The organism is Streptomyces sp. WP-1, assembly GCF_030450125.1.
Classification (GTDB): Bacteria; Actinomycetota; Actinomycetes; order Streptomycetales; family Streptomycetaceae; genus Streptomyces; species Streptomyces incarnatus.
Map to the genome: position 1 here is coordinate 3,904,178 of NZ_CP123923.1, position 23,969 is coordinate 3,928,146.

The following is a 23,969-nucleotide window of genomic DNA, read 5'->3' on the forward strand; positions in this document are numbered from 1 at the left end:
GCTGGCACGCGGCGCGCAGGGAGACAGGACCGGACTCCCGCGGTGGCCAGAACGTAGTCAGGCTCCCGTCGAAACGATCGGCGATCCGAACGACTTGAGCCAACTCCCGCAAGGCGGGCGAGTACTGGCCTCCCGTACACGCGGCCAACGCCGACCGCAGCACCTCGTCCCTGTTCCACCCGGGATTTCGCATGCCGACCGCCTCCCCTCGAAGGATCTGTCCCCGGGCTCCGGGCCCGGGAAAATATCTTGTTTATCGGTCAAATTCGGGATGACGTGGTGTGCGCATAGCCAGCGTTATCAGGGTCATGACACCCTGATAGGCCCGGCCAGTACAGGTCCTACCGGCGGGAGGACGCTGGTGGAGTTCGAGATACGGCTCTCAGGTTCGGTCGAGGTGCGCGTCGACGGGCGGGCCATGCCCTTGGGGCCCACGAAGTCCCGGGCGGCGCTCGCCGCGCTGGCCTGGGACGCGGGGCGGTCCGTGAGCGTGGACAGCCTGGTCCACCGCATCTGGGACGACCATCCGCCGGCCACCGCCCGCGAGACCCTGCACACCCATATCTCCCGGGTGCGCCGCGCCCTGCGGACCGCCGACCCCGACGCGCCGGTCATCACCAGCCGGACGAACTCGTACGTCCTGCACGTCGACCCGGACCGCGTCGACCTGCGCGCCTACACCAGCTGCGTCGAACAGGCCCGCGCGCTCAAGGGCAGCGACGACGACGCGGCGCTCCAGTTGCTGGAGCGGGCGGACGCCCACCGGTACGGCGAGCCGCTCGCCGGGATCTCCGGGTCCTGGCCGGACCATCTGCGCGCCACGGTGGGCGAGACGACGCTCATCGCCGCCATGACTCGCGCCGAACTCCTCATGAACGCACAGAAGTTCACCGAGGCGGTACCGGTCCTCGCCCCCCTGGTCTCCGAACACCCCGTGGACGAGGCCCTGGTGGGGCTGCTGGCCGTCGCGCTGCACGGCGGCGGGCGTACGGCGGAGGCGACCAAGCTGCTGCAGCGCACCCGGCAGCGGGTCATCCGGGACATCGGCCTGGACGGGGGCCGGCGACTCCACCGCATCCAGGAGGGGATCCTGGCCGGCACCCCGGCCGGCGCGCTCCACGGCCAGGACCCCCGCCGCCGACCGGTGATCCGGCCCGCCCGCCGATCCGTGCCGGACAACCTGCCCCGGGACGTCCCCTGGATCGGCCGCCGCGAGGAGATACGGCGGCTCACCTCGGCGCTGTGCGAGGGCGGGGGCGAGTCGGGGGCCGTGGTGACCGTGGAGGGGATGGGGGGCGTCGGCAAGACCGCGCTCGCCGTGCACCTCGGGTACGAGGTGGCGGACCGCTATCCCGACGGCCGCTGCTTCGTACGGCTCGGCGGTCACGCGGCACTGGGGACGGCCGGCGCGCCGGACCGCGCGCTCACCACGCTGCTGCGGGTGCTCGGTCCGGAGGGCCGGGAGCTGCCGCAGGACACCGAGGAACTCACCGCGATGTGGCGGTCGTTGGCGCGGGAGCGGCGGATGCTGGTGATCCTCGACGACGCCGTGTGCTCGGAGCAGGTACGGCAGCTGCTTCCCGGCACCTCGCCGACGGCAGTGGTGGTGACCAGCCGCCGCCGGCTCACGGGCCTGCCGGGCGCGCGACCGGTCTCGCTGGACGTGCTGCCCCCTGCCGACGCGATCGCCCTGTTCGAACGGCGCCTCGGCGCGGGCGGGCGGTCGGAGGCGGAGGAGATCGCGGAGATCGTCCGGATCTGCGGCCATTTGCCGCTGGCCGTCGAGATCGCGGCGAGCCGGCTGCTGGCCAGGTCGTCGTGGACCGCGGCGGATCTGCTGCGGCAGCTGTCCGCCGGTGCGGGCGGGCTGGACGAACTGCGTGACGGGGAAAGGACATTGGAGCATGTGTTCGCTCTGTCCTATCGCGCGCTGAACGCCGAACAACAGCTGGTGTTCCGGCGGATCAGCCTCCACACGGGAATGGAGTTCGGACCGCATGCGGTGGCGGCGCTGACGGGTCTCTCTCTCGCCGCGACGGAACGGGCGCTGGAACAGCTGCTCACCCAGCATCTGATCTCCGAACCGGCCCCGCATCGCTTCACCCTGCACGATCTTCTGCGCACATACGCACGATCACTGAGCGACGCGGAAGGAACGGAGTCGCGGGCGGCGACGGCACGGCTGGCGTCGTTCTATATGGGGGCGGCGGACCGCGCGGACCGTCTAGTACACCGCTACCGATCTCGTACCAGTCTGGACGCCGACAATCTCATCACTCTCCCTCAGATCAATGACGTACACACGGCCGAGCAATGGCTGCTGACCGAAAGCGGCAACCTCTCGGACACACTGGAGTGGATCACCCGGTACGGATCCGAACGCCAACTCGCCTTGTCTGTCCATGTATTGATGGGCCTCCTCTACATGCGCGGGCACCTGGCCACGTCGGAGTCGCTGCTGCGGCGGGCGGTCGACCACTGGGCCGCCACCGGGGACGACGGGGCGCGGGCACGGGCCCTGCTCGACCTCGCCGTCGCGCGCATCCATCACTCCCGTTACGAGGAGGCGATCTCGGTGGCGGGCGAGGCACGGAAGCTGGCGCGCGCGCTGGGGGACGCGGAACTGGAGATCGAATGCGTCGACCAGATGTGCATATCGCTGTGGCAGGCCGGCCAGTACGGAGCGATCAAGTCACTGCAAGAAGGAATCCTTGATTCCCTACTGCAAACTGGAAATGTGCTCCAGATCGCGCGCAGTTACAACATCCTGGGCGTCACCCATCTCCATCTTTCGGATATCGAATCGGCCCGCGATTACTTCGACTCCGCCCTCAGACAATTCACGGCCATCGATCATGAGCGAGGAATCTTCAGCACGCTCAACAACATGGCCGAACTCGCCACGAGGACAGGGGATCCGGAGGGCGCCGAACGCGCCTACCGGAAAGCCATCTGCCTGGCACTGAGAAGGTCCGACAAAAGAGAGCTGGCCACTCTTCGGATGAACTTGGCCAACGCCCTGATCGATCTGGGGAAAGCCGACGAAGCGCTGGCTCTCTCGCAGCACAGCCTGGACTTCTTCCGGGGCGTGGGCGACCGGCGCAGGGAGGCCATCGCCCTGAACCGGATCGGCCGGGCGCATCGCACGGCCGGCCGCAGCGAGCAGGCCATACCGCTGCACATCGCCGCTCTCGCACTGGCCAGGCGGATCCACGCCGCGGGCGAGGTGGTCGACGCGGCCCATGACGCCGCCCTGGCCCACATGGACACCGGCCGCGCGGCCCAGGCTCTGGCATATGCCAAAGAAAGTCTCCAAATGAGTATGCGGATCGGCGCTCACGCCGAAGCGGCCCGCGCCTCGCGCACTCTCACCGCCCTGCGCGCCATTCCGCGAACAACCGCTGGGTGACCGGCCCTTTCCGGCTGCACACGCGCCCGTTGATCTAGGGGCCTTCGGTGGGATATGAATGGCGTCCCGCTACCACGGAGCGCTCGAACGAGACGCCCGTATGGAGCGCGGTTCGTACTGCCCTGCCACTTAGAAAGCAGCTCCGGTGAGAAACATTCTTTACGTGGCCATGACATGCATGCTCTTTGCAATAGCGTGCCATCCGCCGACGCTCCCTCTCGCGTAAGCACCCCGTAGTACCACGCAGGCCGCCCTCCCCCGTCCTCGGCGGCAGGGCGGCCCTCCTGAATTTCCGGACGCGGGCCCGATCCTCAGGCCCGCACCATGCGCAGCCGCCCCGGGTCCGCCTCCATCCGCAGTGGTGCCCGTACCTCCCGTACCGGGATGCCGTCCACGTCCAACCGGTGCGTGCCCCAGGCCCGTTCGAAGCGCAGGCGGCGTACCCGGCGTGTCCCGAAGGGTTCGCCCCGGACCTCCAGCAGACCCGAACCGGTCGTCGTCACGCTGAGGCGGCGGCCGTCCGGCATGGTGATCTTCTCGTTGTCGAGGATGAGGCGGATGGGGCCCGGCTCGGCGTGCAGAGCGATCAAGTCGGCCTGGCGCAGCGCGAGTTCGTAGCCGCGGCCCGCGAGGTGGATGCCGATGACGTCCTGCTGGCAGGCCCCCGCGCCCGCCACCCCGTCCGGCCGGTCGATCAGCAGCGGCAGCCGCCATAACGCCGCTGCCCGCATCGCCTGCTCCGGCCGCACCCCCGGCGTGTGCACCAGCAGCCCCACCGGCCGCGGCGGCAGACCGTGCTGGGTGCCGGCACGCTCACCCGGCTCCGGTGCCGGGCTCAACTCGACGCTGACGAGGCCCCGTTCGGACAGGCGGGCACGCAGCGCGGCCGTGCGTTCGTGTTCGGACCGGTGGCGGCCCCGGACCACCCCGAGGGTGGAGCGGGTGGCCGGAAGGGTGCCGGACAGTCGTACGGCGGCGGTCAGCAGTCGGTCGACACCCGTGATGTGGCGGGCGGTCGGTGGCGAGGACGAGGGCAGCATGCGGCTCCTTGCGCGCTCGGGACGGAACGCACGCGGCCGCCTCTCCACGGCTCGGCGCACGGCGGCACCGGTCGTTCAATCTCTAACGTAGTGCGAGAGTGCGGCCGGTGTGAAGCTGCGCCAAGGGTGGGTGAACCCGGGCCGACTCCCGTGTGTCGAGAGGCTTTCCGGGCGTCCCCGGTCCGGCTCACGCCGCGACGACCGCCACCCCGGTCCGGCCCCCGTCGACGTCCACCACCGCCCCGTGCACGAACGCCGCCTCGTCGCTCGCCAGCCACACCACGGCGTGCGCGATCGCGTCCGGCGTCCCGACCGTGCCCGCCGGGGTGCCCCGCATCATGAGCTCGCCCGGATGCGGCTCGGTGCCCGCCGGGGACGGCGGCAGGATCACCCCCGGCGACACCGCGTTCACCCGTACGCCCCGCGGCCCGAACTCCGCCGCCCACGCCCGCGTCAGCGTCTCCATCGCGCCCTTGGTCGAGCTGTAGAGCGCGCCGACCGGGACACCGAGGCGGGCGATCCAGGAGCCGAGGTTGACGATCGCCCCGCCGCCCGCCTCCGCCATCCACGGGGCGACGGCGGCGGTGAGGAAGAAGGGTGCCTTGACGTTCACGCCGTAGACCTGGTCGAACGTCTTCTCGTCGGTGCCGGCGGTGTCCTGGCCCGGGTAGATGCCCGCGTTGTTCACCAGGATGTCGATCCGGCCGCCCAGCGCGGCGCGGGCCCGCTCCGCCAGGTCGCGGGACGCCTCCGCGCCGCCGTCCAGGTCCGCCGCCAGGAAGTCGGCCCGGCCGCCCGCGGCGCGGATGCCCTCGACCACCTCCGCGCCCCGCGCCCGGTCACGGCCGGAGACGATCACCCACGCGCCCTGCGCCGCGAACGCCTCCGCGATCGCCCGTCCGATATTGCTGGTCGAGCCCGTGACCAGCGCGGTCCTGCCCTGGAGTCGGCCACCTGCGGTGCCGGTGTCGTTCATGACGCGCTCTCCCTCGTCTCGCATGACGCGGTCTCCCATGTCCCGCCGTGTGGCGCCCACTGTGCGCCGCCAAAATTGGACCGGCAAGTCCAGAACGGGCGGCGCTACGGTGGACCCACCGGTCCACCGAGCGGAGGGAGCCGACGGTGTCGGAGACACTGACCGCGAAGGGCCGCGCCACCCGGGCCCGCATCGTCGAGGGCGCCGCCGAGCTGCTGCGCGAGCAGGGCCCGGCCGCCACCCTGGACGACATCCGCGCGCGCACCGGCACCAGCAAGAGCCAGCTCTTCCACTACTTCCCCGACGGGAAGGACGAACTGCTGCTCGCCGTCGCCCGGTTCGAGGCCGACCGCGTCCTCGCCGACCAGCAGCCGCACCTGAGCTGCCTCGACTCCTGGGAGTCCTGGGGGCGCTGGCGCGACGTGGTCGTGGAGCGGTACGAACGCCAGGGCGACACCTGCCCGTTGGGCTCGCTCTTCCTCCAGGTCGGCCACCGGCGGCCCGGCGCCCGCGCGATCGTCACCGAGCTGATGCGCCAGTGGCAGCACCAGCTCGCCGAGGGCATGCGCGCCCTCCAGGCGGGCGGCCTGGCCTCCCCCGCCCTCGATGTGGACCGGGCCGCCGCCGCCCTGCTCGCCGGCATCCAGGGCGGCGTCTCCCTCATGATGTCCACCGGCGACTCCACCCACCTCAGCGCGGCGCTCGACACCGGGATCGATTACCTCCGTACGGCCGGGAAGTAGCGCCAACTCCCGTGCGCACACGCGCGGTTCGAGGGAACGGGACGCTCAGACCGCCGCCGTCCCGACGGCCTCCGCGCCGACCGCGCCACCCTCCCCCGGCACCACCCGCCGCGCCCTGCCCGGCACCAGCAGCGGGTGGGCGACGCCCCAGGTCGCGGCCTTGCAGATGGCCTCCTTGTAGCGGGCGGCGAGGCGGCCGGTCAGGGCGCGGTCGACAGGGCGGTCGTCGGCGGTGACGAACTGGATCAGGCCGTCCCGGCGGCCCAGGGAGACGCACTGCTGGAAGTACCGCACCGGCGTCACCGGCACCTTCCCGCCGCTGAGCCGCGCCGCGATCGCGTCGGCCGCCTGCCAGGCGCCCGGTATCCCCGAGGCGCAGGACATCCGCAGCGGCTTGTCACCGGGACCCATGGCGAGGGCCGCGTCGCCGACGGCGTACACCCGCGGGTGCGAGACCGAGCGCATCGACCGGTCGACGAAGATCTGACCGTTCTCCCCGGTCTCCAGGGTGGTGGCCCGCGCGATCGGGTGGACGGCGAAGCCTGCGGTCCACACGGTCGCGGCGGACGGGAGCGTGCCGCCGTCGGCGGTGGCGACATGGCCGGCGGCCACCGCGGTCACGGCGGTGTGCTCGTGCACGGTGATGCCGAGCCGGTCGCAGACCGCCCGCAGATGGCGGCGCCCCTTGGCCGAGAACCGTTCGCCCAGCTCACCGCGCACGGCGAGGGCGACGTTCAGATCCGGGCGGGCCTCGGCGAGTTCGGTCGCGGCCTCCACGCCGGTGAGGCCCCCGCCGACCACGACCACGGGGGCGCCGGCCGCCAGCTCGGCCAGGCGGGCGCGCAGCCGCAGCGCGCCGGGGCGGCCCGCGAGGTCGTGGGCGTGCTCGGCGACACCCGGGACGCCCTGGTCGTGCCCTCCGCTGCCGAGGGCGTAGACGAGAGTGTCGTACGGCAGTTCCTCCGCCGTGCCCCGCTCCCCGGTGACGGTCACGGTGCCGCGGTCGGCGTCCACGGCGGTGACCCGGGCGAGCTTGAGGGTGACGCCGGTGCCCGTGAACATGGCGGCGAGGGGCCGGGGCGCCAGTTCCTGTCCGGCGGCGAGCTGGTGCATCCGGACGCGCTCGACGAAGTCGGCCTCGGCGTTGACGAGGGTGATGGCGACGTCCTCGCGGCGCAGCCGGCGGGCGAGGCGGCCGGCTGCGGTGGCTCCGGTGTATCCGGCGCCGAGGACGATGACGCGGTGCTGCATGGCCTGCTCCTGTCGCTCGTGGGACGGTGTCCCAAGCGGTTCGCCCCTTGAACCGGGCGGCCCGCCGTTTCCTGACAGGAGCGGGCTGTGGCCCGCGTCACACTGGCGTCACACCGGCGTCACGCGGGCGTCAGAAGACCTTGAGCACGGGGTCGCCGTGCTCACCGGCCGCCCAACGGCGGGTCGCGCGCACCAGCTTGTCCGGGTTGACCTGGCTGCGGAAGGCGGCGATGCCCTGCCGGGTGATCTCCAGGCAGGTGATGCCGATGACCCGTCCGTCGAGCACCACCACGAGCGCGGGGGCGCCGTTGACCAGGGCGACATGGAGGTCGGGCGAGCCGCCGACCAGGTTGCGCTTGGCCTTGCCGGGCTTGAACAGGCCCCGCATGAAGGTCGCGACCGCGCGGGCCCCCTCGAACGCCCGGGCGCGGGCCGGCACCTTGCCGCCGCCGTCGCCGATCGCGATGGCGTTCTCGGTGAGCAGTCGTACCAGAGGTTCGGTGTGGCCGCTGGTGGCGGCGGCGAGAAACTCGTCCACGATCCGCCTTGCGGCCGCCTCGTCGACCTCGGCTCGGGCCCGGCCGGTGGTGACATGCTTCTTCGCGCGGTGGAAGATCTGCTGGCTGGCGGTCTCGGTGAGGTCGAGGATCGCCGCGATCTCCCGGTGCGGGTAGTCGAACGCCTCGCGCAGCACGTACACCGCGCGCTCGTTCGGGGTGAGGCGCTCCAGCAGGGTCAGGACGGCGTACGACACCGACTCGCGCTGTTCGGCGGTGTCGGCGGGGCCCAGCATCGGGTCCCCGGCGAGCAGCGGCTCGGGCAGCCAGGCGCCGACGTAGGTCTCGCGGCGGGCGCGGGCGGAGGTGAGCTGGTTGAGGCACAGGTTGGTGAGCACCTTGGTCAGCCAGGCCTCGGGCACCTCGAGGCGCCCGGTGTCGGCGGCCCCCCAGCGCAGATACGTCTCCTGTACGGCGTCCTCCGCGTCGCTCGCCGAACCGAGCAGGCGGTAGGCGATGGCTTCCAGCCGGTGCCTGGACGCCTCGAACCGGTCCACGTCGTCCACGGTCAGGGCCATGACCGGGATCCTAGCCCGCGGAACCGGTCGATCGCCCTGGATATCGGGCCCGGTGACCCGCCGACGCCCGCCGGTGAGGCGGAACACGGACCGGGGCGACTCCGTCGGGGCCCGGCCGCCCGGTGCGCCCGTACGGCGCTCCGGGAGACCGAACTGCCTATTCACTCGGGTTCAGTTGAGCTGGAACGTCGTCTCGATCGGGTAGTGGTCGCTGGGCGCGTTGGTGTCGGTCTGGCCGGTGGTCCAGCCGGGCTGGGGGTCGAAGTCGACCTTCACCGGGGAGACGGCCGAGGGGACCGGGCGGCCGGGGGCGTTGAGGTAGCCGAGGTAGTCGATGTCGTCGCGGTAGTCCTTGGGGAAGGACCCGATGCCGGACATGTGCCGGCACCAGGCGGAGACCGCGCAGTCCATGGTGCGCAGGGTCTGGCCCGGGTCGGTGGCGGGGGTGCCGAGGACGCCGTTCACCGCACTCTGGGCGTCGGCGTAATCGCCGCGGGACCGGCCGCCGTAGTACTCCACGTTCAGGTCGCCGCCGATCAGCACCGGGCCGCTCGCCCCGGCGAGGGAGTCCGCCCAGGAGCGGATCTCGCGGAGCTGGGCGAGCCGGGTGGTCCGGGTGGTGTCGGTGGAGGTGCCGGACTCGTCGGCCTGGAGGTGGGTGCCGACCACCCAGCTCTGCGTGCCGCCCTTGGCGATCCGGACCAGTGCCGCGCCCTTGTTGGCGTGGTAGTCCCAGGTGCTGGACGCGGAGTTGCCGAAGACGTGCGCGTACTGGGCGGTGATCGGGTACTTGGACAGGATCATCGTGCCGCCGCTGATGACGAACGGCGAGCTGGAGCAGTCGCCGCTGACCCCGGTCCAGCCGCCGCCGGAACAGGTCTGGCCGACCACCGGGGTGTGGTACGGGTACAGGTCGGACAGCTTGCTGGTGATGTCCGCGGTCGAGGTGTTGTTGAAGGCCTCGTTCAGCACCACCACGTCCGCGCCGTGCTCGCGGACGATCGACTCGATGACCGGCGTGCGCTGGGCCGCCTTCTCGTTCTGGGTGCTGTCCACGATCGCGGTGGCGAGGTCGACGTTCCAGGCGAACACCGACAGGCTGGTGCCGGCGCCCGCCGCACCGGCCGCGGGGGCCGTGTAACCGGCGACCCCGAGGAGCGTGGCGGCCGCGGTGGCGGTGAGGGCGGTAGCGGTACGACGCGAGACCATGCGCTCTCCTGCTGCGAGTGAGCCCCCGACCGGAAGCGGGGCGCGTACATGACACCAGGACACTAGGGGCGCGCGGGTACGCCCGGAAGAACATCGCTGAAGCGGGCCGTGGACAGACAGAAGAGAAGAGGTGTCTGGACAAGTCGGCGTGCGGAGGCGTCAATTGAGCTTGCGGAGGCGTGATCTTCCTCCGTCATCTGTGCACAGCCAACGGCTGCCGCGATTACGGGAGTCGGATGGGCCGACCGTCGGCGAGGAACTCGCGGTGCGTGCTGACGCGGGGGCGTCGGGCCGCCGGGTCGCCGGGTCGCCGGGTCGCCGGGTCGCCGGGTCGCCGGGCGCGATGGCGAGCCTGACGGATCAGGAACGCGGTGCGTGGCCTTCGCGTGGGCGGCGGGGCGGGGGCTGCGCCGCCAGGAACTCGACCACCGCCAGCGCGCACAGCAGGCACAGGGCGATCCCGAGGATCACCCAGCCCGTGGGGTACGGCCACAGCAGGCAGACCAGCGCCGCCACGGCGACCAGGATCCAGGTGAACCAGGCGCGGTGCCGGCGCGTGAAGGGGCCGACCGGGCCGGTGCGCAGCCCCGCGTGGTCGGCGGTGCCGCGGGCCGCGCCGATGCCGTCGCCCCACAGGCCCCGCACCAGACCGGCCCGCCGCCCGGGCCCGCTGAGCCAGGCGGCCAGGGCGATCACGACGCCGAGCACGATCACCATCCGTACCGCGTTCTCCAGGAAGCGGGTCAGGGTGTCGTAGACCGCGCCGGCCGCGCCCGGGGAGACGTCGGCGGGCAGCCGGTCCAGGTAGAACACGCGGAAGACGCGCAGCCCGATGCCGAGCAGGGCGGTGGCGACGGCCGCGCCGAGGCAGCCCGCGACGAGGGCGCGGCGGCGGCACAGCGACAGCAGGACACCGGCGGCGATCAGCAGGACGGCGAGCACCGGCAGCCAGTTGCCGGCGATCCGCAGCAGCCGTACGTACGTCTTCACCTCGCCGACCTGCCGGGACTCCAGCAGTGTGAACTGGGCGTGGACGGCGGGGATATGGCTCGCGAAGGTCATCTCCGCGTCGGCCATGCGCTTCTTGACGTCCTCGATCAGCGGGGCGAGGTCGAGGGTGACGGTGTCGTCCTTGAGCCGCACCGCGCCGCCGCCGCTGCCGGTCAGCGCCTTGTCCAGGGAGGCGTGGACCTGGCGGTTGGCGTCGGTCCAGACCGTGGCGAAGGCCGGGGACGCGACGGCCTTGCGGGCCTGGTCGTGCACGAACCCCCGTACGGCGTTCTCCAGGCCGCCGCCCAGCCCGCCGAGCGCCTTCTCCAGCAGGGGCCGGTCCTCGGGCGCCACGTCGGAGAGCAGCGTGGGCAGGTCGATCCGGCCCATCAGCGCGTCCGTGGCCCGGTTCGCGGCGGCGTCCTGCACGGCGGGGTCGCGGGCGAGCGGGGCGACGGTGGCGACATAGCGGTCGGTGTCGCCGACCAGGTCGGCGGCCCAGGTGGCGAGGACGGCGAGCGGGGCGAGCAGGCAGCCGATGACGAGGAGTACGGCGGCGAGCGCGGAGGCGGGCCGCCGCCGGGCCCGCGGCCCCTCGCCATGCCGCGCGTGCCGCTCCGCTTCGAGCGCGGCGAGCCGGGCACGGAGGGCGTCCAGCTCGGAGGGGGCGGGGCGGGTGGGGCGGTCCGTGCGGCGGGGCCGGGCAGGGGCGTCGGGGCGGTCGTGTTGTTCCGGGTGGGCCGCGTGTTGCGCGTGTTCCGGGTGGTCCGTGTGCTCCGGGTGGTCCGTGTGCTCCGGATGGTCCGTGTGCTCCCGGTGGTCCATGTGTTCCGGGTGGTCCGTGTGTTCCGGCCGGTCGGGGGCGCCAGGGCGTTCCGGCTGGTCGAGGCTGCCAGGGCGGTCGGAGCGGGAGGGGTCGCCAGGGGGGTCGGAGCGTTCCGGGTCGTCGGGGTGGTCGGGGGTCGCGCCGTTCGTCACTGGCACCTCCTCGCCGTACAGATCACCAGCGGACCGCCCCGCACACGCGGGCGCGAGCAGGGCGGGGCCGTTCGGGTCAGGAGGGGCGGCGCAGTCACGGGCGAGGACGGCGCGGACCTGGGCGGAGGCGGCACGGGCACGGGAGGGGACGGGCTCGGGACCCGGGCGGAGGCGGAGGCGGAGGCGGAGGCGGCAAGGAGGGGGCGGGGGTGCACGGGCGGGTCGGCGGCACGTGTTGTCACCTGATATCGTCTACATACTTGTAGACGTTCACCTCGGGGACGTCCGCGCTTCATCCGTACGTCCGATCGGTGCCCGCGCCCGTTTCCCGGAGTCCGCGGCACAGCAGCACGGCCCGGAGACCCATTTGATGACGACTTCCGCCCCGACCACCCAGGCGCTCGACGGCGCGGCGATAGACGGCGGCCTGTACACCGACGTCACCGACTTCGCCCGGCACACGCACTGGCTGAACGAACCGGTGTCGGTGTTCAGCGCCTTCGGCATGGGCCTGTTCGCGGTGTATCTGCTGGTGGCATGGTGGCGGGCCAGAGGTCAGGGCAGCACCGCGATGGCCGCCGTGCTGGCGACACCCGTCGCCGTCGTCCTCGCGTACGTGGTCAACAGCGGGATCAAGGACGTCTTCGACGAGCCCCGCCCGTGCCGCGCGCTCCCCCACGACTTCCTGCTGGAGGCGTGCCCCGCGCCGGACGACTACGCCTTCCCCAGCAACCACACCACCGTCGCGTTCGCCTTCACGGTGGCCCTGCTGCTGATCAGCCGCCGCCTCGGCGCCCTCGCCCTCGTCACCGCGCTCGCGATGGGCGCCTCCCGGGTGTACGTCGGCGCGCACTACCCGCACGACGTCGCCGTGGGCGCCCTGGTCGGCAGCGCCGTCTCCCTCGTCATCGTCCTGGTGCTGCGCCGGATCGCCCCACCGCTGGTGGAACGGCTGCGCACGGGCGCCCTGCGTCCCCTGCTGACGTCCCAGCCCTCCTGATCCCTCCCGGCCACCCGACGCCCGGACCTCTATTCGCCGAGCCGGAACAGCGGGGACCCCTGCGGCCGGAAGCCGATCCGCTCGTAGAGGCGGTTCGCGGAGGCGCGGTCCGGGCGCGAGGTGAGATCCAGCGTGCGCGCCCCCGCCTAACGGGCGAGCCGCACCGCCTCCTCGGTCAACAGCCCCGCGACACCCCGTACCACTTCCACGCGGATATCCATGCGGGGAGGACACCGATCGCCGAACGGGTCGTTCCCGCGTTTCTCCATACCCCGTAGGGGTACTCTCGGCCGCGTGACGGAACCCGCACCACCGTGAAGCGGGAAGGGAGTGCGCCGCATGCACGCGATCGGGCACGCGTTGTTCATCACCGGATCGATGACCTGGGAGATCACCTGGGCGCTGATCCTCGGCTTCACCCTCTCGGCCGTCGTCCAGGCGGTGGTGCGCCGCGAGACGGTCGTACGACTGCTCGGTGACGACCGCCCGCGCACGCTCGCCCTGTCCGCGGGCCTCGGTGCCGCCTCGTCCTCCTGCTCCTACGCCGCCATCGCCCTCGCCCGCTCCCTGTTCCGCAAGGGCGCGAACTTCACCGCGGCGATGGCCTTCGAGATCGCCTCGACCAACCTCGTCATCGAACTCGGCGTGATCCTGGCCCTGTTGATGGGCTGGCAGTTCACCGCGGCGGAGTTCACCGGCGGCCCGATCATGATCGTCGTACTCGCGGTGCTGTTCCGCGTCCTCCTGCGCGACCGCCTGCTGCGCGGAGCCCGGGAGCAGGCCGAGCGCGGTGTCGCCGGGTCGATGGAGGGCCACGCGGCGATGGACATGTCGGTCCGGGGCGAGGGCGGCTTCCTGCGCCGGCTGCTCTCCCGCGCGGGGCTCACCTCCGTGTCGCACATCTTCGTCATGGAGTGGGCCGCGATCCTGCGCGACCTGGTGGCCGGACTGCTGATCGCCGGTGCCATCGCCGCCTGGGTGCCCGACGACTTCTGGCACACCTTCTTCCTGGCCGGCCATCCCCTCGCGGCCAAGCTGATCGGCCCGCTGATCGGCCCGGTCGTCGCCGTCGCCACGTTCGTCTGCTCCATCGGCAACGTGCCGCTGGCGGTGGTCCTGTGGAAGGGCGGCATCAGCTTCGGCGGCGTGATCGCCTTCATCTACGCCGACCTGCTGATCCTGCCGATCCTCAACATCTACCGGAAGTACTACGGCCCCCGCATGGCCGGCTTCCTGCTCGCCACCTTCTTCACCGCCATCGCGGTCGCCGGCTACGCCGTGGAGTTCCTCTTCGGCGGCCTCGGCCTCATCCCCGACCAGGCCGTCGCCCAGCTCCCCGAGGAGGGCGTCCGCTGGAACTACACGACCTGGCTCAACATCGCCTTCCTCCTCCTCGCCGCCTCCCTCGCCCTCCGCTTCCTGCGCACGGGCGGAACGGCGATGCTGCGCACGATGGGCGGGGGGCCGGGGGACGGCGAGGAGCACGGGCACGGCTGAGGCGCGAGCTGAGGTCACTGGTGCAACTGGACCGGTGCGTACCTGAGTTGGAAGGTCAGGATGTGGTCGCCGTCGAGCCAGTAGACGGTCATGGTCGAAAGGAGGCGGCGCTTGACCGAGCGGGCGCGTTCGTTGACCGCCTTCTCCTGGTCGCGGATCCAGGACTCGACCTGCTTGGGGAGGCTGAAGGTCATGGCGTAGGCATCCGGATCGTCGGCGGGGCGCACACGCCACACGGAGTGGCTCCCGTCCTGGACCCGGCCCAGGTTGACGTCGTGGGTGAGGTGGTCGCGGGCGTAGTCCACGAAAGCGTAGAGGTCCCGGGAGGCCAGGCCCAGCACGAACGGCGCCGACGGGAAGGCGAGCACGAGGCCGAGCGTCGACCGACTGCGCAGGACATCGGCCATCCGGTCGAGGGGCTGCGCGACGCTCTCCGGCAGCGGGTGAGCATCGGCGTCGCGGTCGTACTCCATGTATTCACCCACGAGGGCGAGCAGAAGGCGGCGCAGATGTCTGCGCACGCGGTACGGCCGCGGCGCTTCCCCGGCCGGGAGCGCCGCAAGCGCCCGGTGGATCTCCCCGGCCACCGACCGCACCAGCTCCCGCAGGCCCGCGAAGTCGGGCATGGACAGGTCGACCAGCGATATCTGGTGGGCGAGCGCGTACTCCTGCGCGTTCCGGCTGAAGCCGGCCGTGGAGAAAATGGCGTAGCTGTAGTGGTGGCGCGGCCGAGGACGGCTCGGGCCGGGGCCCTGGAGGGTGGTCACCATGTTCTCGTTGATGTCGTGCACCACTCCGTGCCCGTTGCGCACGGTCGGCAACTGCACCTTGCTCTCCGTGAACTTCGCCTCCACGAAGAGCCTCACCGGCAGCGAGAACGGCGGGACATAGCAGAACTGCCCGAGCGCGTCGGCCTGGTGCCGCGCGCCCCGGCCACGCACGGTCAGCCCGTGGGGACCCTGTTCGAGCACCCGGTGTTCCCGGGGCAGCCACTTCTCCTCCTCCTCCGAGACGAGTTCGTAGCCGCTCGACCTGAGCAGCCAGGCGAGCACTTCCTCCAGCAGATATCCGCGCAGAGCCGCTTCGGTGACCATGCCCAGACTCTAGGGACGGGTACGACGGCGGTTCTCAGCGGGAGGTGCCCTCGCGCTCGGTCCTCACGGCCCGGACGATCGCCGACTCCACCGCCGCCACCCGGTCCGCCAGCAGCGTCAGGGCGGCGACCGCGCGGGTCAGTGGGTCGTTCTCGGGGCCGCCGAGGGTGCGGGTGCGGATGTGGGCGGACTTGATCTCCGTCCAGCGGGATGACCGGGCGGAGTCCAACTCGTCTCGCAGCTCGGCGAGTTTGAGGAGGTTGGCTTCGGCGCCCGTGGTCAGGGTCTGGGCCTCGGCCGTGTAGTGGTCCCGGACGACCGCATCGCGCTCGGCGGTGTTCATGACCGGGCGCAGCCGCTGGGTGATCTTGTTCATGTCGCGGTACGAGCCCTGGAGGCGGAACGGCGGTTCGGTGCGGGCGTCGGCGGACTGGGCGGCGGAGGCGATGTAGGCCGCGTTGACCGTGAGGACGGTGTCGCGGACGGCGAGGACGTGGCGCAACAGGGCCAGCACGGCGTCGAGTTCGGTGGGCGCCAGCGCGGTGGAGAGCCGGTCGGGGCGGGCCGTCGGGTCGCCCGCGGCCAGCCGGACCAGCAGGTCCAGGTCGGCGCGCTCGCGGGCGGCGAGGGGCGCGAGGACCGGGTTGGCGGTCAGGGCGTTCTCCACGAAGCTCAGCGCGAAGACGTCCTCCTTGCCGGTCAGGACGTCGCCCAGGTTCCATACGTCGGCGCGGTTGGCGAGCATGTCGGGGATGCGGAACCGCTCCCCGGACTCCGTGTACGGGTTGCCCGCCATGCACACCGCGAACCGCTTGCCGCGCAGGTCGTAGGTGCGCGGCTCCCCGTCCCACACGCCGTCCACGCGCCGTGTCGCATCGCACAACGGGATGAATTTCTGGAGGAGTTCGGGCGAGGTGTGCTGGATGTCGTCCAGGTGGAGGAGGGTGTTGTTGCCCGCCGCGAGCGCGAAGTTGATCTTCTCGATCTCGCGGCGCGCGGTGGCGTTCGGGGCGTCGGCCGGGTCCAGCGAGGTGACGGAGTGGCCGAGCGCCGGGCCGCTGATCTTGACCAGCATCAGCCCGAGCCGGTCGGCGACGTACTCCATGAGCGTCGTCTTGCCGTAGCCGGGCGGCGAGACCAGCAGGAGCAGCCCGCCGGTGTCGGTGCGCTTCCCGGCGCCGGTGGTGCCCAGCTGGCGGGCGAGGCTGTCGCCGATCAGCGGGAGGTAGACCTCGTCCACGAGGCGGTTGCGGACGAACGCCGGCATCACCCGGGGGCGGTGGTCGGCCAGGCGCAGCCGTTCGCGTTCGGCGGCGAGCAGCGCGGAGCGGCGGCGCTGGTAGGCGCGGAAGCCGGGGACGTCGTGCGCGGTGTGCCGGGCGGTACGGGCCAGGAACTCGTCCAGGCGCAGTTCCAGCCGGCCGCCCGCCACCCGGGGGTGGGCGCCGAGGAGGCCCTCGACGGTGGTGGTGAGCCGGGCGTCGCCGTCGTAGCGCGGCAGCGCGGGGCACAGTTCGGCGGCGACCGCCTCCGCCAGTTCGCCGGGGGCGGCGTCGCTGCCGCTCGCCGTGGCGTAAGCCGTGAGCCATGCCTCGACCACCTGACGGCGGGCGCGCAGCTCGGTCAGCCCCTCCAGGTCATGGCCGTAGTCCGAACCGCCGAGCGCCCGGCGGAACTTGTCGAGCAGGGCGCGGGCGGCCGCGCCGAGCACGAAGCCCTCGGGGCCGGTGCCGCCGGTCAGTTCGTCGAGGAGGTAGGCGGCGGACGCCTCGGCGGACCACCGGTCGGGGCCCGCACCCGCCCTCTCAGGGGAATCAGACCGTTCCCCGGCCGACCTCGCACGGGAATCAGCCCGCTCCCCGCCCGCCCGATCGCGGGAGTCAGACCGCTCCCCGCCCGTCCGATCACCGGTTTCGGACCGCTCCCCGCCCGTCCGATCACCGGTTTCGGACCGCTCCCACTCCCCGAGGGCCGCCGCCAGCTCCGCCACCAGGTCCCCCAGCGCCGCCGTCGGGCCGAAGGCGTCGCGGGCGCGGGCCAGGGACACGGCGCGGCGGGTCCAGGCGGTGCGGGCCGCCTCCGTGGTGCCGTGGGTCCAGAAGAGCTGGGCCCGGGCGCGGGCGGCAGGCTCGTGGCGCAGGGGGCCCGCGGCGTCGTACAGGGGCAGCAGCGCGGTCAGGATCAGGGTCGCGTCATGGTCGTGGACCCCGCGCTCGTAGCCCTCGTCGTACGACTCCTGCGCCACCCGGCGGACCAGGCCCGGCAGGTCGTCGGCGGCGGCGAGGGCGGCCGGGCCGTGCTCGGTGAGGAGGCGGGCGGCGAGGTGTTCGGCGCGGTAGACCCCGGGCGACTCGGAGGGCAGGTGCCGGTCCCAGTAGGGGCGGGTGGCGGCGAAGCCGGGGTCGGTGACGGGGGCGCGGTAGTCGGTGCCGGTGACCGCGAGGGCGAGGCCGTCGGCGGCCGGGACGAGGGCGAGGTCCAGCGGCTGGGTGTTGACGGCGAAGCGGTGGCCGCCGAGCAGCAGGGTGCGGCCGTCGTCGGCGTACAGGTCGCCGCGGTCGCGCAGGGCCCGCGCGGCCTCCTGCCGGGCGGCCTTGAGCCGCCCGTCGAGTTCCTCGGCGCGCACGCTGTCGCCGAGGCCGCGCAGCTCACCGGCGATGCGGACGATCTTGGTGACCAGCGGGTCGGAGGCGAAACAGGCGGTGACCGCGTCGGCGTCGGGGAGCCCGGCCGCGCGCCGGGCCACCGTCTCCAGCATCCGTCCGGCCGATACGGCGAGCTGCTCGGCCCGGCGGGCCCGGACATCGGCGAGGGACTGCTTGCGGGCGGCGAACGCCTCGTAGATCTCGGTGCGTCTGCCGGCCAGCTCGGTCAGGAAGTCGTCGAACTCGGCGAACCGGCCGTCCAGGTCCTCCAACCGGGCCAGTACGGTGGCGAGTTGATCGTCGCACGCCTCGGGGGTGGTGGCACCGGCGAGCGCGGCGGTGACGGCCTGCGCGAGCAGGGCGGTCTCGGCGGCGAACTCCGCGCGGCCCTCCTGGTCCTGGAGGGCGCGACGGCGGCCTTCGAGGGTGGCCCGGGCTCGGTTGACGCCGCCCAGGACGTCGGCGATCCGCTCCAGTACGGCGGTGCGCACGGTGGCGTCGGCGATGTCGAGGCCGGTGACCACCTCGGTGACGGTGCGCAGCCCGTCCGCCAGCTCGTCGAGACGCTCGGCGACGGGCACTGCGTCGGCGACCGTGCGGATCGCGTCCGCGTCGGCCACCAGCTGCTCCACGTCGGCGCGTTGGGCCGTGAAGGCGTCCTCCCGGGACAGGAAGGCCACCGCGCGTCTGCCGAAGGCGGCCAGGTCGGACTCCGCCTCGGCGGCGAGCGTGGCCAGCCGCTCGGCGTCCACGTGGCGCAGTTCGCGCAGAGTGAGCAAGTGACCGTGCGCGCGCCGGAGTTCGGTGAGTCCGCGTACCCAGGCGGCGGCCTCGCGCGGGGCCTCCCCGCGCACCCGGCGCACCACGGCGGCGATCCGCTCGGCGGCCTCGTCCAGCGCCTCGGCGGCCTGCCGGGTGAGTGCGCGTACGGTCTCGAACTCGGCCAGCACCTGCTCGGCCGTCTCGCGGACGGCGGCCAACGGCTTCTGGATGCTGCCCAGTTCGGGGTCGGTGAGCCAGTGGTGGGTGTCGGCCGCGCGGACGCACGCGGCGGTCAGCGCCCGGTAGCCCTCGCCGGTGGTGATGCCGTCGGCCACCAGCCGCGCCACGGACAGGCAGTCGGCGAGGCCCCGCACGAGGTCGGCGTTGCCGACGCGGGCGAGCGGGCCGGTGCCGGTGCGCAGGGCGGCGGCGTGGGTGTCGGAGACGTACGGCGAGGTCCACCACTGCACGGGATGCGTGTGCGCGGGCTCGTCGCCCCCGGCGCGCAGCACGGCCAGCGCGCCGTCCTCGAACAGCGCCCAGCCCTGGCAGGACAGCGGGGTCGCGACCTCCTTGCGCAGGGTGTTGTACGACAGCAGGAGCGTGCCGCCGCCGGAACGGTCCCGGAACGCGTACAGCACGTCCTCCCCGTTGGGCGCGCGGATCTCCTGCTCGAACTCAAGGCCCCGCACGTCGAGTTCGTACGCCTTGTGCCGACCGCTCGCCAGGCAGTAGCCGCCGGGGAAGACGACGCCCTGCTCCTCGGGCAGCCGCCGGCACGCCTGGCCGAGGCCGTCGAGGCGGACGACCGTCCGGGTCAGGGCGTTGAAGACCAGGTAGCGGTCGGTGTCCTCCTTGTACGGCCGTACGCGCAGCAGCGTCAGGGGGCCGACCCTCGTGTACGCCACGGCGGCGTCGGCGAGGGACTGGAGGGGTTCCTCGACGGGCTCGGCGTACAGCTCCGTGCCGTCCTCGGCGCGGACGGTGAGGGTGCCGCCGAGGGCCGCGACGCCGAGCCCGCCGGGTACGGCGACGTACGGCTCGCGGCCCAGCACGTGGTCGGCGCGGCCGGTGTCGGTCCAGGTGACGTCCTGGGCCGGCGGTACGACGTCGTCGCGGTCGCCGCGCGCGTCCAGGAACTCGGCGCGGCCGTCCTCGGTCAGGGTCCAGCGCAGGGCGCGGATGTCGTCGGCCTTCTCGCCGGTGCGGAACACCGCGAGGAGGCGGCCGTCGGTGCGGCGCAGGCGCAGCAGGTGGGCGTCGCGGTAGTAGCGGGTCAGGGCGGTGAACTCGCGGACGAACGCGGGGTCGTCGAGGAAGCCGTCGTCCTCGGGGAGGCGGTTGCCGTCGCGGTCGTAGAGGGCGAGGACGGGTTCGCTGCCGCGGGCCCGGCTGCCGAGGAGGAGGCGGTCGCCGACGGCCACGATGTCCTGGCGGAGGGTGGCGTGGGGGGTCTTGAGGCTGGTGGTGGAGGCGAGGGCGAGGCGGGTCGAGCCGAACTCCTGCGCGCGGCGGGTGTTCAGGTCCTCGGCCCGCCGCGCCAGCTCGGCGGCGTGTGCGGCCAGCCGGTCGCGGAGGACGTCGTAGGTGCCGGCGTCGACGGATGCCTGCGGCTCGGGGGCGGTGGACATGCGCGTCCCTTTCGTGTGCGGGCTACTCGCCGCGGGGGCTGGTCAATGGCGGGGGCGGGTGCGTCGTGGCCGCTCGCGCCCACGCGGCGGGGCCGCACATCGATGCGGCCCCGCGCCCCTTCGGGGTGCTCGCCTCAGGTGCGGGCAGCGCCGTTCAGCGAGGCGACCGGCACCTCCGCCAGCCCCAGCTCCCCCGCCTTCTCCAGCAGTTGGCGGAACTGGGACGCCTCCGCGCCGCCGCCGTTCATCAGTTTCAGCAGCAGCGCCGACACCGTGAGGTTCTGGACGTCCGCCGTCCCCACGGTCCCGAGCACCCGGCCCAGGTCCTCCGTGAAGCTCCCCGACCCGTCCAGCCAGGGCTTCGCCAGGGTCTGGGCCGTACGGGAGCTGGCCACGAAACCGTCGACGCCCTTGCCGAAGGACACCGCCGAGACGAGCCGGTCGAAGAAGACGGACTCCCCGCCGACGATGTCGATGTCGGCGTTCTCCAGACCGGTGGCCAGCACCGTCGCCTGTGCCTCGGCCACCTGCCGCTGCGTCTCCAGCCCGGCCAGCCGGATCTCCTTCTCCGCCTGGAGCCGCAGCCGGTACTCCTCGTGGCCCCGCGACGCCTCGTCCAGCGCGGCCATCGCCGCCGCCTTCTCGGTGAGCCCCGCCGCCTCGGCCTTCAGCTTCTCGCCGATGCCGGTGGCCTCCGCGAGCGCCGCCGCCTTCGTGCCCTCGGCCTCGGCGAGGGCCTTCGCCCGCGCGCCCTCCGCCTCGGCCCGCAGCCGTGCCTCCGTCGCCGCGGCCGCCGCCTGCGCGCCCTCGGCCTCCGCGAGCCCCCTGGCCCGCGCACTCTCCGCCTCCGCGAGCCCCCTCGCCCGCGCGCCCTCCGCCTCCGCGAGCGCCTTCGCCTGCGCGCCCTCGGCCTCCGCCCGCAGCCGCGCCTCGGTGGCCTCCGCCTCCGCGCGCCCGGCCTTGACCGTGACCTCGGCCTCCTTGTCGCGGACCTGCACCGCGGCGAGCCCCTCGGCGGCCGACTCGGCCTGCACGCCCTCGGCGAGCCGCAGCTTGGCCCGCGCGTTCAGGTCGGCGGTCTTCAACCGGGCCTCGGCCAGGGTGAGTTCCTCGGCGGCCCGGTGCGTCGCGGCCTGCTCGGCGGCCTCCGCGGCCTTGATGTCCTTGACCAGCTTCTCCTGCGCCTCCGCCTCGGCGGCGATGACGAGGGCCTGCCGCTCGCGCTCGGCCTCCTCGACCACGCGCAGCTTCTTGATGGACTCCTCCTGCTCGGCGACCGTACGGTCCACCGCGACCCGCTCCCGGACGACCTCGGCGATCTCCCGCTTCTCCGCCTCGACCTCCTTCTCGGCGGAGATCTGGGTCAGCTGCGTCTCCCGCTCCCGGGCGATGACCTCCAGCAGGCGGTCCTTCTCGATGCGCTCGTTCTCCACGGCGATGACCCGCTCGCGGTTCTTCGCGGCGACCGCGATCTCCCGGGCCTGGTTCTCCCGCTGCACCCCGAGCTGCTCCTCGGTGCGCAGGAACGCGGTCTGCGCGCGCAGCCGCTCCTCCTCCATCACCCGGGCGGTCTCGGCCTCCTCGCGGGCGCGGGACGTCTCGATCTCCCGCCTCTGCTTGATCTCGGCGTCCGCCTGCCGGCGCTCCAGCTCCAGGATGGCCTCGCGGGCGTCGACGTCCTGCCGGGTGATCTCCTTCTGCTCCGTGCGCTTCGCCTCGTTGGTGCGCACATGCTCGACGGCGGTCAGCTCGGTGATCTTGCGGATGCCCTGCGCGTCGAGGACGTTGGCCGGATCCAGCTGGGTCAGCGGCGTCTGCTCCAGGTAGTCGATCGCCGCGTCCTCCAGGTGGTAGCCGTTGAGGTCGACGCCGATCAACTCGATGATGTGGTATCGCAGTTCCTCGCGCTTGGTGTACAGGTCGGTGAAGTCCATCTGCTTGCCGACGGTCTTCAGCGCCTCGGAGAACTTCGCGTGGAACAGCTCCTGGAGCGTGTCCTGGTGGCTGGCCCGCTCGGTGCCCACGGACTGGGCGACCTTGATGACGTCCTCGACGGTCTTGTTGACCTTGACGAAGAACAGGATCCGGATGTCGGCGCGGATGTTGTCCCGGCAGATCAGCCCGTCCCGGCCGGAGCGGCTGATCTCGATGGTCTTCACCGAGATGTCCATGACCTCGGCCTTGTGCAGGATCGGCAGCACGACCTGTCCGGTGAAGGACACATCCACACGCCGCGTCCTGGAGACGATCAGTGCCTGGCTCTGGTCCACCTTGCGGTACAGCCGGGAGAACCCGAGCAGCAACAGCACGGCGATGATCACACAGGCGGCGACGAGCACGCCGAGGGCTTCCATGGCATACGTCCTTGCGTCAGACAGCGGGCCGGAGCTCCCCCGAGGCGCCGGTGCCGGGCATCCCCCCGCGATGCCCGGCACCGGAACCCTCCGTAGTGCTCCCCGCAGAGGATGGTGCGTCCGGGAGGACCGTTTCCGCATTGCCGGTTTCCGGCAGTCTTCACTACTGTCTGCATGCCGGAAGCGCGCTAAGAAAACGTCACCGGCACGTCAAGATCACGGGGGAACAGGGGCAGGGTGAGCGAACAGGGGATATCCGCGCGCTATCTGGACGGCTTCGCGGGCGTGCTGGCCGAGGTCGCGAGCACCGGCCGGCGGCTCACCCGCGAGGAGCTGAAGACCCGCCGCACGCTGGGCGAACAGGCCGCCGAGGCGGGGCTCGGGCTGCGTGCCCTGGTCGTCGCGCACCTGGCCGCCGCCCGCGCCGCCTGGCCGGTCGGACCCGGTTCCACCGAGAGCACCCTCGCGGCACTGGCCGCCGTGGAGCAGGCCGTCGACGTGTTCGCGGAAGGCTACGAGCGGGCCCAGCGGCTGACGGTGCGCCGGGAGGAGGCCGCCCGGCGGGAGTTCATCGACGATCTGCTCTACGGCCGCAGCGACCTGGGCCGGCTCGCCGAGCGCGCCGAACGGTTCGGGCTGCGGCTCTCGCGCGCGCACGCCGTCGCGGTCGCCGAGGGCCCCCAGTCCTACGGCGAGGGCGGCGCCGTCGCCCGCCGGGTGGAGGCCGAGGTGCTCGCCCGCTTCGACTCCCACAGCATCCTGCTCACCACCAAGAACGGCCGGCTGCTGTGCATCGCGCCCGGTGACACCGACGAGGTCCTCGACCACTTCGCCCGGCAGGCGTCCGCCGCCACCGAGGGCGGCCGGGTGGCCGTCGGACGCCCGCGGACCGGCCCCGGCGGCGTCGTGCAGTCGTACGAGGAGGCGCTCGCCGCGCTGGAGATGGCCGAGCGGCTCGGGCTGCCCGGGCCGGTGCTGCGCGCCGCCGACCTGCTGGTCTATCCGGTGCTCGCGCGCGACCGGCAGGCCATGGCCGACCTGGTGCAGCACACCCTGGGCCCGCTGACCGCGGCCCGGGGCGGCGCGGTCCCGCTGCTGGACACCCTGGTCGCCTACTTCGACTCCGGCTGCGTGGCCGCCGAGGCCGCCCGCCGGCTCTCGCTGAGCGTGCGCGCGCTCACCTACCGCCTGGAGCGCATCCACCAGCTCACCGGCGCCGACCCGGCCGATCCCGCGCACCGCTACATGCTCCAGACCGCGGTGATCGGCGCCCGCCTGCTGGACTGGCCGAACCAGCCGCTGTGACGTGCCGCGG

General features: G+C 72.8%; 14 protein-coding genes. 5 read left to right on the forward strand and 9 right to left on the reverse strand.

From position 1 onward, the window contains the following. Positions 1 to 361: 361 nt before the first annotated feature. Positions 362 to 3,409 carry a tetratricopeptide repeat protein gene (locus tag QHG49_RS16940; RefSeq protein WP_301490196.1) on the forward strand — a complete coding sequence of 1,016 codons (3,048 nt, stop codon included), beginning with the start codon at positions 362 to 364 and terminating at the stop codon, positions 3,407 to 3,409. Positions 3,410 to 3,720: 311 nt separating this feature from the next. Here the strand turns inward: QHG49_RS16940 and QHG49_RS16945 are convergent, their stop codons facing one another. Further along, the gene (locus QHG49_RS16945; RefSeq protein WP_301490197.1) at positions 3,721 to 4,449 is read right to left on the reverse strand and encodes a hypothetical protein; all 729 of its coding nucleotides are present in this window, start codon (positions 4,447 to 4,449) and stop codon (positions 3,721 to 3,723) included. Between the two features lie 187 nt (positions 4,450 to 4,636). Next, positions 4,637 to 5,449 (reverse strand): SDR family NAD(P)-dependent oxidoreductase, encoded by an 813-nt coding sequence (locus QHG49_RS16950; RefSeq protein ID WP_370530474.1) that lies wholly within the window; start codon positions 5,447 to 5,449, stop codon positions 4,637 to 4,639. Between the two features lie 122 nt (positions 5,450 to 5,571). Here QHG49_RS16950 and QHG49_RS16955 point away from each other — a divergent pair, with 122 nt between their 5' ends. Further along, positions 5,572 to 6,168 carry a TetR/AcrR family transcriptional regulator gene (locus QHG49_RS16955; RefSeq protein WP_301490198.1) on the forward strand — a complete coding sequence of 199 codons (597 nt, stop codon included), beginning with the start codon at positions 5,572 to 5,574 and terminating at the stop codon, positions 6,166 to 6,168. A 45-nt stretch (positions 6,169 to 6,213) separates the two neighbouring features. Here QHG49_RS16955 and QHG49_RS16960 read toward each other — a convergent pair whose 3' ends face one another. From QHG49_RS16960 to QHG49_RS16975, 4 genes are all read right to left on the reverse strand, one after another. Further along, complete coding sequence (locus QHG49_RS16960; protein WP_301490199.1) at positions 6,214 to 7,419, reverse strand: NAD(P)/FAD-dependent oxidoreductase; 1,206 nt, start codon at positions 7,417 to 7,419, stop codon at positions 6,214 to 6,216. Positions 7,420 to 7,549: 130 nt separating this feature from the next. Then, positions 7,550 to 8,494: an RNA polymerase sigma factor SigJ gene (sigJ, locus tag QHG49_RS16965; RefSeq protein WP_301490200.1), complete on the reverse strand. Its 945-nt coding sequence runs from the start codon at positions 8,492 to 8,494 to the stop codon at positions 7,550 to 7,552. 171 nt (positions 8,495 to 8,665) lie between these two features. After that, positions 8,666 to 9,703 (reverse strand): sphingomyelin phosphodiesterase, encoded by a 1,038-nt coding sequence (locus QHG49_RS16970; protein WP_159703309.1) that lies wholly within the window; start codon positions 9,701 to 9,703, stop codon positions 8,666 to 8,668. A gap of 360 nt (positions 9,704 to 10,063) precedes the next feature. Then, positions 10,064 to 11,671 carry a hypothetical protein gene (locus QHG49_RS16975; RefSeq protein WP_301490201.1) on the reverse strand — a complete coding sequence of 536 codons (1,608 nt, stop codon included), beginning with the start codon at positions 11,669 to 11,671 and terminating at the stop codon, positions 10,064 to 10,066. A gap of 370 nt (positions 11,672 to 12,041) precedes the next feature. Between QHG49_RS16975 and QHG49_RS16980 the strand changes: the two genes are divergently transcribed. Together QHG49_RS16980 and QHG49_RS16990 are read left to right on the forward strand one after the other, a co-directional pair. Further along, entirely contained in the window at positions 12,042 to 12,671 is a 630-nt protein-coding gene (locus tag QHG49_RS16980) for a phosphatase PAP2 family protein (protein ID WP_145486979.1), read from the forward strand. A 339-nt stretch (positions 12,672 to 13,010) separates the two neighbouring features. After that, positions 13,011 to 14,168 (forward strand): permease, encoded by a 1,158-nt coding sequence (locus QHG49_RS16990; protein WP_301490202.1) that lies wholly within the window; start codon positions 13,011 to 13,013, stop codon positions 14,166 to 14,168. 14 nt (positions 14,169 to 14,182) lie between these two features. On the opposite strand, the gene QHG49_RS16995 is transcribed toward QHG49_RS16990, so the two are convergent. The 3 genes from QHG49_RS16995 to QHG49_RS17005 all read right to left on the reverse strand — a co-directional run bounded on the left by QHG49_RS16995 (position 14,183) and on the right by QHG49_RS17005 (position 22,654). After that, positions 14,183 to 15,262, reverse strand: a complete 1,080-nt coding sequence (locus QHG49_RS16995) for a restriction endonuclease (protein WP_236576369.1) — start codon at positions 15,260 to 15,262, stop codon at positions 14,183 to 14,185. 34 nt (positions 15,263 to 15,296) lie between these two features. Then, positions 15,297 to 20,300, reverse strand: coding sequence for a DNA repair ATPase (locus tag QHG49_RS17000; RefSeq protein WP_301490203.1), 5,004 nt, complete (start codon positions 20,298 to 20,300; stop codon positions 15,297 to 15,299). 134 nt (positions 20,301 to 20,434) lie between these two features. Next, the gene (locus QHG49_RS17005; RefSeq protein ID WP_145486968.1) at positions 20,435 to 22,654 is read right to left on the reverse strand and encodes a flotillin family protein; all 2,220 of its coding nucleotides are present in this window, start codon (positions 22,652 to 22,654) and stop codon (positions 20,435 to 20,437) included. 237 nt (positions 22,655 to 22,891) lie between these two features. Here QHG49_RS17005 and QHG49_RS17010 point away from each other — a divergent pair, with 237 nt between their 5' ends. Continuing rightward, the gene (locus QHG49_RS17010) at positions 22,892 to 23,959 is read left to right on the forward strand and encodes a CdaR family transcriptional regulator (RefSeq protein ID WP_145486966.1); all 1,068 of its coding nucleotides are present in this window, start codon (positions 22,892 to 22,894) and stop codon (positions 23,957 to 23,959) included. The last annotated feature ends 10 nt before the right edge of the window (positions 23,960 to 23,969 follow it).

Excerpts from the sequence above, each read along its gene's own strand:
- QHG49_RS16945 (WP_301490197.1), bottom strand. The coding sequence starts at position 4,449 with ATGCTGCCCTCGTCCTCGCCACCGACCGCCCGCCACATCACGGGTGTC.
- QHG49_RS16950 (WP_370530474.1), bottom strand. The coding sequence starts at position 5,449 with ATGCGAGACGAGGGAGAGCGCGTCATGAACGACACCGGCACCGCAGGT.
- QHG49_RS16960 (WP_301490199.1), bottom strand. The coding sequence starts at position 7,419 with ATGCAGCACCGCGTCATCGTCCTCGGCGCCGGATACACCGGAGCCACC.
- sigJ (WP_301490200.1), bottom strand. The coding sequence starts at position 8,494 with ATGGCCCTGACCGTGGACGACGTGGACCGGTTCGAGGCGTCCAGGCAC.
- QHG49_RS16970 (WP_159703309.1), bottom strand. The coding sequence starts at position 9,703 with ATGGTCTCGCGTCGTACCGCTACCGCCCTCACCGCCACCGCGGCCGCC.
- QHG49_RS16980 (WP_145486979.1), top strand. The coding sequence starts at position 12,042 with ATGACGACTTCCGCCCCGACCACCCAGGCGCTCGACGGCGCGGCGATA.
- QHG49_RS16990 (WP_301490202.1), top strand. The coding sequence starts at position 13,011 with ATGCACGCGATCGGGCACGCGTTGTTCATCACCGGATCGATGACCTGG.
- QHG49_RS16995 (WP_236576369.1), bottom strand. The coding sequence starts at position 15,262 with ATGGTCACCGAAGCGGCTCTGCGCGGATATCTGCTGGAGGAAGTGCTC.
- QHG49_RS17000 (WP_301490203.1), bottom strand. The coding sequence starts at position 20,300 with ATGTCCACCGCCCCCGAGCCGCAGGCATCCGTCGACGCCGGCACCTAC.
- QHG49_RS17005 (WP_145486968.1), bottom strand. The coding sequence starts at position 22,654 with ATGGAAGCCCTCGGCGTGCTCGTCGCCGCCTGTGTGATCATCGCCGTG.